At 38.7% G+C, this 14,250-nt stretch carries 13 protein-coding genes; all 13 read right to left on the minus strand.

Annotated features, from left to right (window positions below):
* Positions 1-75 precede the first annotated feature (75 nt).
* The 13 genes from EAI95_RS06865 to EAI95_RS06925 all read right to left on the minus strand — a co-directional run bounded on the left by EAI95_RS06865 (position 76) and on the right by EAI95_RS06925 (position 14,239).
* Positions 76-1,128, minus strand: coding sequence for a sugar transferase (locus tag EAI95_RS06865; protein ID WP_048715595.1), 1,053 nt, complete (start codon positions 1,126-1,128; stop codon positions 76-78).
* A gap of 10 nt (positions 1,129-1,138) precedes the next feature.
* Entirely contained in the window at positions 1,139-2,131 is a 993-nt protein-coding gene (locus EAI95_RS06870; RefSeq protein ID WP_129822567.1) for a stealth family protein, read from the minus strand.
* Positions 2,128-3,228, minus strand: coding sequence for a UDP-galactopyranose mutase (glf, locus tag EAI95_RS06875; RefSeq protein ID WP_129822568.1), 1,101 nt, complete (start codon positions 3,226-3,228; stop codon positions 2,128-2,130). The genes EAI95_RS06870 and glf overlap by 4 nt, the downstream gene beginning before the upstream one ends.
* A gap of 20 nt (positions 3,229-3,248) precedes the next feature.
* On the minus strand, positions 3,249-4,247 hold the full coding sequence (locus tag EAI95_RS06880; RefSeq protein WP_048715601.1) for an acyltransferase family protein: 999 nt from the start codon (positions 4,245-4,247) through the stop codon (positions 3,249-3,251).
* The gene (locus tag EAI95_RS06885; protein ID WP_048715603.1) at positions 4,244-5,665 is read right to left on the minus strand and encodes a flippase; all 1,422 of its coding nucleotides are present in this window, start codon (positions 5,663-5,665) and stop codon (positions 4,244-4,246) included. The genes EAI95_RS06880 and EAI95_RS06885 overlap by 4 nt, the downstream gene beginning before the upstream one ends.
* Before the next feature lie 48 nt (positions 5,666-5,713).
* The gene (locus tag EAI95_RS06890; protein WP_155223247.1) at positions 5,714-6,889 is read right to left on the minus strand and encodes a polymerase; all 1,176 of its coding nucleotides are present in this window, start codon (positions 6,887-6,889) and stop codon (positions 5,714-5,716) included.
* 78 nt (positions 6,890-6,967) lie between these two features.
* On the minus strand, positions 6,968-7,954 hold the full coding sequence (locus EAI95_RS06895; protein WP_129822570.1) for a glycosyltransferase: 987 nt from the start codon (positions 7,952-7,954) through the stop codon (positions 6,968-6,970).
* Between the two features lie 19 nt (positions 7,955-7,973).
* Entirely contained in the window at positions 7,974-8,948 is a 975-nt protein-coding gene (locus EAI95_RS06900) for a glycosyltransferase (RefSeq protein WP_129822571.1), read from the minus strand.
* Positions 8,949-9,081: 133 nt separating this feature from the next.
* Positions 9,082-10,230, minus strand: coding sequence for a glycosyltransferase family 4 protein (locus EAI95_RS06905; protein WP_048715609.1), 1,149 nt, complete (start codon positions 10,228-10,230; stop codon positions 9,082-9,084).
* Positions 10,231-10,232: 2 nt separating this feature from the next.
* Entirely contained in the window at positions 10,233-11,405 is a 1,173-nt protein-coding gene (locus EAI95_RS06910) for a glycosyltransferase family 1 protein (protein ID WP_048715611.1), read from the minus strand.
* A gap of 37 nt (positions 11,406-11,442) precedes the next feature.
* On the minus strand, positions 11,443-12,816 hold the full coding sequence (locus EAI95_RS06915; protein ID WP_129822572.1) for a sugar transferase: 1,374 nt from the start codon (positions 12,814-12,816) through the stop codon (positions 11,443-11,445).
* A 19-nt stretch (positions 12,817-12,835) separates the two neighbouring features.
* Positions 12,836-13,531 (minus strand): tyrosine-protein kinase, encoded by a 696-nt coding sequence (locus EAI95_RS06920; RefSeq protein WP_048715614.1) that lies wholly within the window; start codon positions 13,529-13,531, stop codon positions 12,836-12,838.
* A 12-nt stretch (positions 13,532-13,543) separates the two neighbouring features.
* Positions 13,544-14,239: a Wzz/FepE/Etk N-terminal domain-containing protein gene (locus tag EAI95_RS06925; protein ID WP_129269790.1), complete on the minus strand. Its 696-nt coding sequence runs from the start codon at positions 14,237-14,239 to the stop codon at positions 13,544-13,546.
* Positions 14,240-14,250 lie beyond the last annotated feature (11 nt).

The following is a 14,250-nucleotide window of genomic DNA, read 5'->3' on the forward strand; positions in this document are numbered from 1 at the left end:
TTTATAAGGCAATTTTTAAAATTAGTGATATTTTTTAAAAACTAAAAAAAGAAGTCCTTTTGACTTCTTTTGATCTTATGCTAAATGCTTTAAGGCTGTCTTTAAGTAGTGACCATCTCGGATTTCTTGGCCAACACGCTTGGCATTTTCAACCAAGGTTCTGTAAGCCTCATCTGAAAGATTTTCAATGGTTGCCTTCAAGTCATGAAGAGACTCTACTGCAATCCCGCAACCCTTCTCAAGTACAAAGTGAGACAAAGCCGACTGCTTCCACACCACAAGCGGGAAGCCCGATGCTAGATAAAGCGACGCTTTGTGAGAGTTGTTGTAGCGAAGGTACTCGCCAAAAACACCACTACAGGTTTCCGCACTATCCCCATCCCAAACTAATCCAAAACCACCCTCAAGAGCAGCAGGAAGTTCATCTGGTAGAAAGGAACCAAAGTAGGTTTCATTTGCAAGTGCTCTAGTCTTATCAAAGCCAACACCATAAAGGTTATATGCAGGTTCAGCAGGAAGTGAGTATAGATAGCCAGCTTTTTCTTGTGCCAAATTACCTGCCACAATCATCGGCTGGTCTTTTGTTTGGCCACTCTTCTCTTGGAAATTTGGAATCAAATAGTCAAAAATGCCAAGACTGACAATCTTATCTTCCACCACTCCTTTATCCACCAAAACTGACTTCATAATAGGATTATGGGCAATAATGCCATCAGCTGCACCAAGAAGACCTGATTCTTGAACCTGAATACGAATCTTGTGCTTTAAAGGGAAATTCTCAACATTGACATAACGAAGAGCTTCTAAATCGTGGATAATAAAATTAACTTTTACCCCTTTTTTCTGCGCTTTCTTGACATGATGTGTCGTAAAAAAGCTATGGTGAAGCATTGGGAATTGAATAAGCAATTCATCTCCTTGTTGCAATTGATCCAAAGCCTGACCAAAAGCCTTTGATTTATGAAGCTGTGCTTTAACCGTGCTCATCTCGTACCAATTGTCAACTGAAAGAACCAAGGCTTGATAGCCCTCTCTCTTTACAATTTCTTCAACGTCATTACGTGCCTTGTTACCCGCATTTTTTACATTGTTATCGTGTAAAAATTCTTCTTTTAAATAGTATTTCATCTCTTATTTCTCATTTTTCAAAAGCTGATTTTTCAGGATAGCGTTCTTTCAAGATTTCCTTAAAACGAATGATATTCTCCTCTTTAATGTCAACATCATCATTCACACAAATCAGTTTTTTATGTTTGTCTTTAAAGATACTCTCTAACCGATCTACTTGATTTAAATCTATCGACACTCCAAAATTCTTTGACATAGGGTAAAACTGATTACTTTCAATTTGCCAATGTTGACAGATATATTGATTAACATCTACTCCGTAGTCTCTAATTTTATTTCGTGACGTTTTATCTAGCGTTTCTTCTTCAATTTCCCATAAATGTGCCAAGGTACTCTTCTTCATTGGAACAGGCACATGCTGATTTACGTATCCAGTCGGCCCCCAAGGCAGGAGTAGCAAGTTTTTCAAAAGCAAAGACCCATAACGGAAATTAAAGAATTTCCAAGGTGAAGATTTTAAAGCCTTCTTATTAGGAAAATGACGATAAATTAATTCAACATTATTGTGATAAGTGTTCGTAAACGGCGACCAAGGAACCAAAGCATCGTATACTGCTAAAAGCTTGGGTTGTCCATTCTTATAAAAATCGGAAGGTTGACTGTCTCTAATCAAGTACATATCATCATTGAAATAGAGATAGTTTTCCGACAAGCCTTCAATCCGATGGAGATTAAGTTCAATAGCCGCTGAATTATAAGTAGGTAGATACTCTTTTGGCATAAATTCTTTATGAGTGACCAACTTGAGTTTTGGATGCTCCAAGTTCAACCATTCCGGTTTTTGTCCATTGGTGACTAAGTAAACATGATTGACCCAAGGAGCGTGCTTTTCAATCATTCGAAACCAATAATTAAAAATGCCGTAATCACGATAACGTTGCTCTCCGTCGATTTCTTGGTCTATTTCTGACATTTGACCTGTCACGGCTTGTTTCTCGCGGATAAACTCAGGATCACTTCCGTCGACCCAAAGAACCACGATATCAATTTTTTCTTGTGTCATTTAGTAAATTCTTTCTCAACGACTTCCAAAGCACGCTCTATAACCACGTGCATGTCGTAGTATTTATAGTCTGCCAGGCGTCCACAGAAGATAACCTTGTCATTTTTAGCGGCTTCTTTTTGATACTTGGCAAACATAGCGTTGTTCTTTTCGTCGTTGATTGGGTAGTAGGGTTCATCTCCACGTTTCCAATCAGCTGGATACTCACGGGTGATAACTGTCTTCGGTTGAGTACCGTATTCGAAGTGCTTGTGCTCGATGATCCGAGTGTAAGGAATCTTACGCTCGGTATAGTTGACCACGGCATTCCCTTGATGATTTTCCTCATCCAAGATTTCATGTTCGAAACGCAGGCTACGATATTCCAACTCCCCATGTTTGTAGTCAAAGTACTGGTCAATCATCCCTGTAAAGACAACTTTATCAGCTGAAGCTTCAAGCTCTTCACGATTGGCGAAGAAATCAACCCCAAGCTCTACTTCTACATCGCCCAGCATGTTTTCAATGATGACGTTGTATCCACCGATTGGAATTCCTTGGTAACGGTCATTAAAGTAGTTATTATCAAAGGTCAAACGAACTGGAAGGCGCTTGATGATAAATGGTGGAAGGTCTGTTGCAGAGCGGCCCCATTGTTTTTCTGTATAGCCCTTGATCAATTTTTCGTAGATATCTGGACCAATCAACTTGATGGCTTGTTCTTCCAAGTTTTTCGGCTCAACATCTTTCATGTCAGCCGTTTGCTCCGCAATCTTGTCCTTGACTTCTTGAGGAGTCTTTGTTCCCCACATGCCATAGAAGGTATTCATGTTGAAGGGAAGATTATAGAGGCTCCCCTTGTAGTTAGCCACCGGCGAGTTGATATAGTTATTGAATTCAGCAAATTGATTGACATAATCCCAGACTTTTTTATTTGAAGTATGGAAAATGTGGGCACCGTACTTGTGAACATTGATTCCTTCAACATTTTCACAGTAAATATTTCCGCCAATGTGATTACGCTTGTCAATCACTTTTACTTTTTTGCCACGCTTGGTTGCCTCATGAGCAAAAATTGCCCCCGATAAACCAGCACCAACGATCAGATAGTCGTACATAGTTGTCTCCTATTAATAATTTATAATTTAACGATTCGATTGAAATAAGGGATTTTCATTAATATTCCAACCACAATAAAACTTACACTCAATGTGAAGATGAGAAAAAGCAAATGTGCTCCTGCAAAACTAAATCCAACTGATTTCTCCCACACTTTCATAACATATGTATGTATAATGAAAACACCCATAGTTTGATTAGAAAGATAGATTATCCATCTGTTTTTATCTGTATTTAAATCAAACGTCAGCACCGTCAAAAAAGTCCCTAAACTTATAACTTTCACAAAAATACTATCATAAAAATATTCAGCAAAAAGATTATGGTGAATATACTTCGCTAGCATAAATAAGATTAATGGTGAAGCAAATAGTAAAACTACGGTTATTTCTTTCATCCAACTCCTAAAACATTTTTTAAGAGTATCCAAGCTAAATTGTGCTAGAAATCCACCTAAAATATAATAGAAAAACCAGGTCCATAATCTAAATGTCTGTATAACATAAACTTGAACTGGCATTTGAAGTAAAATATTTGTCAGCTCAACTACCAAACCGATAATTACCAGTACAGAAAGAATCAACAAATACCGTTTTTTTGATTTTAGAAATTTTTTCAAAATTGGTAGACACAAGTAAATAAGAATTAAAGCACCAAAAAACCAAAACTGGAAAAAATAACCTCTTTGTAACAAAGAACCCAAAACTTTTTTTATTGGGTTTTCTGAAAAATCCCTCTTATAAATCCAAATGATTAAAGTCCATATCGATACGGTTACAAGAATCCATTTTATTTTTTGCAGGATGTATGAATAGCTTATTCCATTTTTTCCCAATAACAAATAGCCATTTACCATAAAAAATAGCGGAATTGAATAGGTACCTAAGTAATATAAGTATGTTAAGTAATTCCAAGATCCAGTTTCTTTAAATCCTGGCATTGTGGTATGGAGTAGAACAACTCCTATACAAGCCATAATTTTAAGCAAATCTAGGTTTGTATTCCGTATTTTCTTCATTTCGATTGTTTTCCTATTATTTGTTTTAACTCTTTCACATCTACCACTTTCAGAACTAGAATAACAAGCAGGTAAATGAGGCCACCAAGCACTGCATACACAAGAACATTTAAAGTAGGTGAAAAATGCAAGAATGGTTTTGCACTTAGCAACAAGCCATACATTATAGCAGAAGCGAGAATAATTTTTGCCATAGCCCCAAGAATCGGTACTTCCTTGAGGTAATGACGGGTATAGTACAATTGAATTCCCCAGACCAAGGATTCTGTTAAAACCGAAACAATGGCTGCACCGATAAAACCAAAGTGAGGCAAGAAGAGCAAATTCAACCCGACACTGACAATGGCAGGAACAGTGGTCGAAATCATAAATTCTTTGTTTTTATCATGCGGGATGAGGATTTGAATCCCCATGATATTGGTCCAGCCGATAAAGAACATTCTAAAAATCATGATGGCTATGGCATAACGCGCATCCTGGAAATCCTTTCCTAGGAAGAACTGAACAAAGTCATCATTGACAATCAGCATGCCGGCAATGATCGGGAAAATGACCAAATTATAAATCAAAAAGGACATTTGGTGCATCTTGTTGACAGCCTTGTGGTCCCCTGAGGATAAGAGGCTCGATACCCGAGGCAACATGACACTTCCCAGTGAGGTCACTAGGGTCAGCAAAATATTGACCAATTTCAAGGCCTGATCATAGATCCCCACATCCTTTGTAGAGGCGAGAGCCCCCAGCATGGTCCGGTCAAGGGTGACATAGAGGGAAATAGCAATCTGCGGTAAAAAAAGCAAAATGACCGGTTTTAAATGCACCCGTGCATAAGCCATATCAAAATGGGCTTTCCCAATAAATTCACGGGCGGGCAACCACATACTGAGCTGACCTAATAATTCAAAGATCGTTAGTAAGAATACATAGAGATAAAGATCATTAGCAGACTTAACAAACAAGAAGATGGAGATGACTCCAACCAGTTTGACCGTGATGTTCCGAATCGTAATCTTGCGAAAGTCCTCTAAGCCCTGAAAGAGCCAGGAAATATCGAGCCCTTTTGATACTAAGCTAAGGCCCAAGATATAGGCAACAGGATTTTGCATGGAAGGAAGCGCCAAGCAAAGCAAGAGATAGAGTAAAATGGAGACAAAGGTCGCGCCTAACTGGAGAGTATAAATCCCCCAGAAATTCTTTTGGATGTCCTTGCGGTGTCCTGAGATCTCCTTGGTTCCATAATTGGCTACTCCTAGGGTCGCTAAAAGGATAAAGTAGGTGACAATGGAGTTGAAATAGCCGTAAGTCCCTAAGTCATCTGAACTAAAAACCCGTGTCACATAAGGTGTGGTGATAATCGGTAGAATAATCACTAGCAATTGGTAGGAGAGATTATAGGCGTAATTTTTAAGAACTTTCATAAGGATGTAACTCGTCTTAATCTTTCTTTTTAACTGGACTAACTCTTTTTATTCAATTTTATTATCTGGATTCATAATAAACAATCGACTGATGAACAAAATTAACGGAGAGTAGCGAAGAACCAACATCTGAGGATCGAACATTCCATGGATAATCATAATTCCTAGGCAAGCCAGTACGATATCTTTTTGAATGGATATGAAATATTTCATAACTTTAGTAAGAGCAAACAACATGAAGGCACTGACAATCAAGCCATCAATAACCAATAATTGAACAAAAGAGCTATCAATATAATTGTAATTACTAGTGAAATTTCCAAACATATCAAGAGTTGTAAAGGAAATTGGTTGCCCTAACCAAGATACACCAAAATTTCGGAAACCATCCACACTGAGACGCAAACGATTATGCGTAAATTGATCGACTAAGTGAAATAAATTGCCAGATGAATAAAAACAAAAATACAAGATAACCGCTAAAGCTACAATAAAACCGTACTGTGCAAGTGCCTTTGACAAGAAATTTCCAATGATAAACTCTTTTTTAAAGATTTTAATACTCAACAAGGCATAGGTTAGTATCAAAATACTTAAGTAAAATGGACTAGATGTCGAAGTTTGTTGGTACATATAAATCGTAGCCAAGAGTAAGGCCAACAATTCAAGATACGAAATTCTTTTACCCCGAAACATCAGATAAGTACACAAGGCAAAGAACAGTCTCTGTGATGCAAATGATACATAGTTAAATCCTAGACTAAAACGGTAGCCACCATCTGCATTCATAAACATATTGGTAATCATACCTTTTTGACTGGCATAAATTGTCAAACAAAGCACCAGGAATGTCGCCACAGAAAAAGTTCCTAATAATTTCCTAAAATCAATATCTCTAGCGGAAAAAACAAGAAGCAACACATTTATATCTAACAATCCATCGCGATTTTTTGCAACTATAAACATTGCAATAAAAAATGCCGTTACTATTAATAATTGTTGCCAATGAAATCTAAAGTAATATAGCGTTTTCGGAAAGTTCATCAACTCCTTTATCAACAGCATAATAATTGTAAAGTAAAGGAGTAAACGATAAAGCGATAGAAAACCATCTAATCGAACAAAATAAGTGGTTGTGACTAACGAAGCGACAACAACCCATATAAACAAGGTAAATAAATAAAATTTTTCTGAGATAAAACGATTGTTCATCACAACAGTCATCCAAACCTTTCAATCATGATCATATAGTCTTATTACCGGTATCTATAAAAACCTCTCACAACTAAATAGCGAATTTCCCTATTTTATCAAGGTTTGCAGTTTTTTTAAAAAAAATACTGTCAGATACATTCTGAAATGTAATAACCGTCTAACTAGAGGGTGAAGCGGAGAAGTAGATTTTTTTATCAATGAAAACATCTCTTGATTTCTACACAAGACCTCAACATAGTGTCGTTTTTTAGAAAGAGACATCTTTTGCTTTGATATGTTCTGAATATTACTCATCAGGATGCGCGCCTTTATTTGATCTATAAATTGATCATCTTGGATATTCCAACTTGTCATCAACTGATCAACTTTTCCTAGTTCTTCCAATTGATAGTTCATCCTATTAGGATGATACTGTCCCATCGCAGAATCTATTCTTCCTGAAATATAGACATAATAACAAGATTTCACCAAGAGAACTGAATTGACATGTTGATAAACATTCAAATTGAAACGAACATCTTCTCCCAATTCATAGGATTCAAAAACAATTTGATGTTCCTCCAGAAATTCTCTACGGTAAATTTTATTCCAAACAGTATACATCATGTCTGTTAACCATAATTCTTGAAAAAGCGCAATAAAATCACTCTTGTCTTTTTTTCCTTCAGCAGGAAGTATTTTTGCCGATCGATCTATTTCTGATAAATTCTTTTCAATCGAATTATAGTAACTAAACACCAATAAGTCTAATTGTGAATCTAATTGACTTTCCACATCTGAAAATAGATTTCCCACAAGATAGTCATCCGCATCCACAAAACAAATAAACTCGCCTTTCGCTTTGGATAAGCCAAAATTACGTGCCGGACCAACACCATGGTTTTCAATATGATAGACAGAGATATTTGCGTACTCATTAGCATAAATATCGCAAATACTACCACTACGATCTGTAGAACCATTATCTACCACTATAATCTCCAAGTCATCATAATTCTGAGAAATAACACTTTTTAAACAACGCTCAATGTATTTCTCAACGTTATAGACTGGAATAATAACAGAGTATTTCAAATTAAACTCCTAAATCATATCAGAAAATGTTTTGTATACTGAAGGCTAGTTTTAATACTTTAAGTCTAAACAGTATATATTTTAACTTATTTGGTTGGTCTTTCATTTGAGAAAGAGAAACATTATTCTTAAGTAATTCTTGTTTCACTTCATTAGTAATGTCTATATATTTTTTATCTAATTTAGATTTATATAAACTTGCCAAGATATGAGTCAAGCCATTCACATAATATAGCTGTGAAATTTGTAATTCTTCTTGATTCAACTGTGAACGAACAAAAGTAGAATAAAAAACTTCTTTGTAGAACCCAAACATATCTCTAAACTTCTTCTCATTCCAAGACTGTGTAATGGAATCCGGGTTATCGATTAAGTAGTGATAGTACTTCTGATTTGTCGCATAAACCCTCTTTGCTGAAAGAAAAAGCTTGTAATTAGTACCAAGATCCTCATAGTATTTACCAATTGGAAACTGAATGTTATGATCAGCGAATAAGGATTTCCGATAGACTTTGTCGTTAGCAAAACCAGTAATATAACTATGCTTCAGCATTTGCACAAAAGCATCCTTCCCGTCAAAGACTTGAGTCTCTACTGAATCCGAAACTATAACATCTTCTTCACCTTTGACAAACTCACGATTAAAAGAAATAATATCAAATTTTTGAGATTCAAGCGCTTCTGCCAAGGCTATAAAGGTATCTGGCTCAAGCCAATCATCTGAATCAGGAAAATAAACATATTCTCCCTTAGCCTGAGAAAGACCCGTATTTCGAGCTTCAGAAAGTCCACCATTCTCTTTATGAATGACTGAAATAAAGTCATACGCTTTAACATAGTCATCACAAATTTGAGGAGAACGATCAGTACTTCCATCATCAACAAGTATGATGTCATAGTTTTTCCATTCTTGAACAAGAATACTCTTAAGACAACGGTTTAAATACTTTTCGACATTATAAACTGGAATAACGACAGTTAAAAGTGGTTTCATATATTTTTCACCTGAACTTTTATTTTAGTCTGTATTTTCATAATCTGTTTTACTGACTTTACAACATTTAATAATAATGGTAATTCTTTAAAGCAGACAGGAAATAGTTCTATTTTTCAACCAATTTTATTTTTTAGTATTTCCTATACAACTCCGAAAAATTCCGAATATAACTTTGTAAGGAGAAGAGTTCTTTTTGACGTTTGACTGATGCCTTGCCAAATTGCTCTCTCTTCTCAGTGTTCTCGGCTAAATCTTGAATAGCCTTAGATAATTCTGCAGGCTGATTTGGTGTGGCGAGAAGACCATTTTCCCCTTCCTTGACCATTTCACAGACACCGCCATGACGGTAACCTACTATAGGTTTGCCACAAGCCATGGCTTCTAGGACGACTGTTGGTAATGGATCTGGATTGGTACTTGGCAAGACAAAGATATCAAACATATTATAGAGTTCTGTCGTCTTGCTATAATAGTCAATTCGCTTGATTTGTCCAGCTACTGGTGAGTCTGAAATAGCTTTTTCCAGCTCATCCACGCGCCACTCTTCTCCCTCAAATGCACTACCTGCTAAAAAAGCTACTGCTTTTGGATTGGTCTGTAAGATTGGAGTAACAGCTTCTAGGAAGTCCCCTTGCCCTTTCCAGGCATTCACTCGACCAACCATACCGATAACCAAAGCATCCTGTGCGATCCCAAATTGATCACGGACAGTGCTAGCATCGATTTCATGATAGACGGCATTGTCGACCCCATTATAAATAACTTGAACTTGGTCATCCTTGACATAGCGAGACTGTTTGACATGATTAGCAACGGCATTTGAAACTGTCACAATCGTATCCGCATAGCGCCCCATCAAAAAGTTGATGAAGTCAGAAATCGCTTTTGGTTTGACGATAATCTCGTGCACATGCCAAATCAAAGGAAGTTTTAACTTCCGTTTGAGATAAATTCCCTCCAGCACCGCAGTCGTATTATTGTGAATGAGGGTTATACCATTCTCCTTAGCATACTTTGCAATTTGTTTAGAGTAACTGTTATAGGAGCCAAAGTACTCAAGAATGCCTTTTGGATTAAAATATTTCCGGCGCAAGATTGGATAATCAATAACTTTAACCTTTGCACCGACCTTTTCCAATGCACTCACTAAGACACCATCGTTGGGCAAGATGACATGGGCCTCAAAGGCATTTTTATCCAACCCCTTAATAAGTTCCAACAAAACCTTGTCAGCACCATACATTTCGGCACCAGCGTGAAGATATAAAATTTTCTGCATTTCTATCCTTTAAATACTTTCTCGTAGTCAGTGACAATCTTTTCCCAAGTAAAGGCTTCAGCAATCCGTTGACTTGATTTTTGATTGAGATCTTCGATTGCTTGAGCATCCATTTGTTCAGCCTGATCAATGACATGTGCCAATTGATCTTTCTTCCAATAAAGTGCTCCATCTTCACCGACTTCACGGTTAAAGCCAACATCTAACAAGAGATTGAGTTTAGTAGACTCGAGCGCTTCTAGAAGTGACGGATTGGTTCCACCCACCTCATGACCATGGAAGTAAGCGAAGGCATTCTCACGAATGTATTTGAGCAATTCTTGATCGTAGACTGTCCCGACAAACTTCACTCGAGGATCTTGATCAAATCCTGTATCCTTACGCAACTGTTCATAGAACTTGTTTTGTTCCACATTGGTAATGAGAACAAAGTCCTTGTCAGAGTTTGATGCCATAAAGCCACGAATCATGGCCTCATAGTTGTTCTCGGGGACAAAGCGACCTACGACAAGATAGTAATTCCCTTCGGAGACTTGCTTATCCGCAAACCAAGTCCGTACTTTCTCGTCTTCTTTACTCAGGAGCGACTTGTTTGTATCGGTTCCATAGGCGATATAGGTGGTCTTAGGTTGATACTTTGCGTAATCCTTCTGGATATAGGCTTCGATATTCTTGCTATCACAGATCAAAAGGTCAGCGTGTTTGACCATGAGTTGCTCAGAAAACTTCCAATACTTGCGGACTGGAAGACTCCACTTCGCACGAAGCCACTCATGACCATCTGGATTGACCATAAGAGTCCCACCGATAGCCTTGATTTTCTTTTTAATCCTAGAAATAAAGGGACCAATCCGGCAAGCCAAGACATAGAAGATTGGTGCCTGGTCCTTGTTTTCCTTTGCGATCTCAATCGCCTTGTTAAGTGCCGCAATATCGTAAGCAATAGCACGCGCAGGACCGATATTAGGGACGTCAATGTTATAACAGATTGCGCCATTATGCTCGAAAGTATCTGCAGTAATCCCAGATTTTGCAGAATTCTCCCGCATACAAGCCACATAGTACTGAATTTCACGGTCTTGTTGGCACTCTGTCAGCTTTTCGACAAAGGTTTCAAAACCACCATATTTCGCTGGAATTCCCTTAGAACCCACGATATAAACTGACTGTTTCATTTTTCTCCTTACATGGAAAGGACGAAGCAGGAATTTCCTACTTCGCTCCATCTCGTTTAAATACCACTTTGATCGTTTTCAGCAAGATTTTAATATCTGACCAAATGGTCCAATCATCAATATAAGATACATCTAAGCGAACCACTTCATCAAAGTCTGTAATTTCGCTGCGTCCACTCACTTGCCAGAGTCCTGTAATACCAGGCTTAAAGCTCAAGCGGCGCTTTTGTTCTGGAGTGTATTTCTCATACTCATCCACTGTTGGCGGACGGGTTCCAACCAGACTCATGTCTCCTTTTAGGACATTAAAGAATTGGGGTAGCTCATCCAGACTGGTCTTGCGGATAAAGCGGCCAATCGGCGTGATCCGAGGGTCATTGTCCATTTTGAACATGCCACCGGTCATGGTGTTTTGATCCATCAATTCTTTTTTCCGCTCCTCTGCATCGACATACATTGAACGGAACTTATAAAATTTGAAATAGCGGCCATTTTTCCCGACCCGCTTCTGGGCAAAAATAGCAGGACCACCATCCTTACGAATCAAAGGAACCAATACAATCGCCACCAAACCACAGAGAAGCAAGCCTACCAAGGAACCACAGATATCAATCACACGTTTCGCGGTCACGTGGCTAGGTTTGTAGAAGTTGGTCGAGAAGGTGACGACATTGAGCCCAGCCACTTCTCGAATCCGTTTGTTACCAGCAAAGTTCAAATCAAAAGCATTGAGGTTGACGGTAACGTCGATCCCCATCGTCTCAAATTGTGAGACATACTCCCCAATATCATACTCTTCACTTGGAAGATTGAGAAAGACTTCATCTACCACTTCATAGGTCGCAAAGGTCAATAGGTCTTCCTTTGGAACAACCCGAACAGAGCGGTGTTGAAAGTCTGGGCGGTCTAATACAGTGACCGCTACCACTTCCCCACCGCTATCATTTGACGAAAGAAGCCGATCCAGGACTTTATCCAGACGAGAATTCGCTGTAATCAAGAGAATCTTGTGACTTCCTTTGAGGCTATAATAGAAGCGTCGCCAGTAGCGTTTGATGAGGTAGTTCATCAAGTAAAGAGTCAGAGTAAGAAGCACTAGAAAATAAATCATCCCCCGACGGGAGAGGGAGAACTTCTCCTCCAAAAAGAAGCTCGAAAAACTGATGGCAAGCGCGAAACACAAGCTGTATTTCAAGGTTTGTAAGAAATCAACCAGGTGCCCCCGCTTGAAATAATCTTGGTTGTAATCACTGACGTAAAAGGCTACGTAATGCAACAAATACAGATAGAAAATTGTATTAGAGTGGATTTCTGTCTCTGTCACAAAACTAAACAAATAAGCCACAACTAAGACTGGTAAGCTCTGGACAAAGGCCAAAGCAAATTTGTGAAATCCCCTTCCTTCTGTCATAATATCCCTATCCTATCCCTTATCTCTTTTTCCCGTAATTGCCATAGTTCCCGTAATTACCATAGGAACCATATTTTTCTAATTGAATATCAAATTTATTGAGGACCACTCCTAGGAATGGTGTCCCTGTCTGCTCCAGTTGCTCTTTGGCCTTTTGAACAGCCTTGCGACTAACAGCTCCTGCTGCTGTCACAATCAAGCTACCATCACAGCGTTGAGCAATAATCGCCGCATCAATCACCATCCCAATTGGTGGGGTGTCGACAATGATATAGTCATAGTGATTGCGAAGTGCCTCAATGATGACCTCGAAGTTTTTGCTTTGCAAGAGACCCGTTGGATTTGGAGAAACCTGCCCTGCCAGGAGCACATCCAGTTTTGGATAATCTGTCGTCGCAATCGCTTGAGAGATCTCACTCTTCCCAGAAAGTACTTCTGTCAATCCTGCGACACGACCTTGGCTCTTGAAGACACCTGTCATGACCGAGTTACGGATATCCGCATCGATCAACAAGGTACGATAGCCCGCACGCGCAAAGGCGGTCGCCAAATTCGTAGAAATGGTTGATTTTCCTTCGTTTGGTTGCACAGATGAGATGGCAACGACCTTAATATTGGTCCCACTCAACTGAATATTGGTACTCAAGGCATTGAAATACTCTTCAGCCTGAGTCATCGCTGCTAATTTGCTTTTTACAATTTCTAAGGTTGCCATGAATTCTCCCTCTTACAGTTTCTTCACACTAGGGATCACACCTAATAGTGTGATGCCCATCACTTCTTCGATATCTTCTGGTTTCTTCACACGGTCATCCAATACCTCTGACAAGATCACCAGAATGGAAATCAAGACACCACCAAGGACAAAGCCAATGACAACATTTCGTTTGATATTTGGTGAAGAAGGATTTTGCGGTACGACAGCCTCATCCAAAGTCGTCACGTCAGACACCTTGGTTACAGCAATAATTTTTTCTGCCGCTACATCTTTCAAACCATTCGCGATCCGAGCTGCTTCTTTGGGATCTGGATCTGATGCTGTGATAGACAAAATCCGAGTATCTGTCGGAACTGCTACTGAGACTTTCTTAGCAAGCTCTGCTGGCGTCATTTCCAACTTCAACTCTTCAATAGCCTGGTTCAAGACGTTTTGAGAAAGGATAATCTCGCGATAGTCTTTAACCAAGTAGGATCCCGCTTGAAGATCTTGGTTGGTCAAGGCATTGTTTTCTTGATTCTGACGGCTGACCACGTAGATACGACTGGTACTTTGGTAGATTTTCTTCGCCACAAATGCGCTGTAGCCTAGGGCTCCGATCGCAAATAGCAAGGCCGTAATTAGAATTGAGAATTTACGACGCCATAAGGTTTTAAAGAGGGAGACCACATCCAATTCGATCTCTTTGCTCTCTTGGTTTTTCATATTCACTTTCT

Origin of the sequence: Streptococcus sp. bf_0095 (assembly GCF_004166885.1) — a bacterium.
GTDB lineage: Bacteria > Bacillota > Bacilli > Lactobacillales > Streptococcaceae > Streptococcus.

Excerpts from the sequence above, each read along its gene's own strand:
- EAI95_RS06865 (WP_048715595.1), bottom strand. The coding sequence starts at position 1,128 with ATGAAATACTATTTAAAAGAAGAATTTTTACACGATAACAATGTAAAA.
- EAI95_RS06870 (WP_129822567.1), bottom strand. The coding sequence starts at position 2,131 with ATGACACAAGAAAAAATTGATATCGTGGTTCTTTGGGTCGACGGAAGT.
- glf (WP_129822568.1), bottom strand. The coding sequence starts at position 3,228 with ATGTACGACTATCTGATCGTTGGTGCTGGTTTATCGGGGGCAATTTTT.
- EAI95_RS06880 (WP_048715601.1), bottom strand. The coding sequence starts at position 4,247 with ATGAAGAAAATACGGAATACAAACCTAGATTTGCTTAAAATTATGGCT.
- EAI95_RS06885 (WP_048715603.1), bottom strand. The coding sequence starts at position 5,665 with ATGAAAGTTCTTAAAAATTACGCCTATAATCTCTCCTACCAATTGCTA.
- EAI95_RS06890 (WP_155223247.1), bottom strand. The coding sequence starts at position 6,889 with ATGACTGTTGTGATGAACAATCGTTTTATCTCAGAAAAATTTTATTTA.
- EAI95_RS06900 (WP_129822571.1), bottom strand. The coding sequence starts at position 8,948 with ATGAAACCACTTTTAACTGTCGTTATTCCAGTTTATAATGTCGAAAAG.
- EAI95_RS06905 (WP_048715609.1), bottom strand. The coding sequence starts at position 10,230 with ATGCAGAAAATTTTATATCTTCACGCTGGTGCCGAAATGTATGGTGCT.
- EAI95_RS06910 (WP_048715611.1), bottom strand. The coding sequence starts at position 11,405 with ATGAAACAGTCAGTTTATATCGTGGGTTCTAAGGGAATTCCAGCGAAA.
- EAI95_RS06915 (WP_129822572.1), bottom strand. The coding sequence starts at position 12,816 with ATGACAGAAGGAAGGGGATTTCACAAATTTGCTTTGGCCTTTGTCCAG.
- EAI95_RS06920 (WP_048715614.1), bottom strand. The coding sequence starts at position 13,531 with ATGGCAACCTTAGAAATTGTAAAAAGCAAATTAGCAGCGATGACTCAG.
- EAI95_RS06925 (WP_129269790.1), bottom strand. The coding sequence starts at position 14,239 with ATGAAAAACCAAGAGAGCAAAGAGATCGAATTGGATGTGGTCTCCCTC.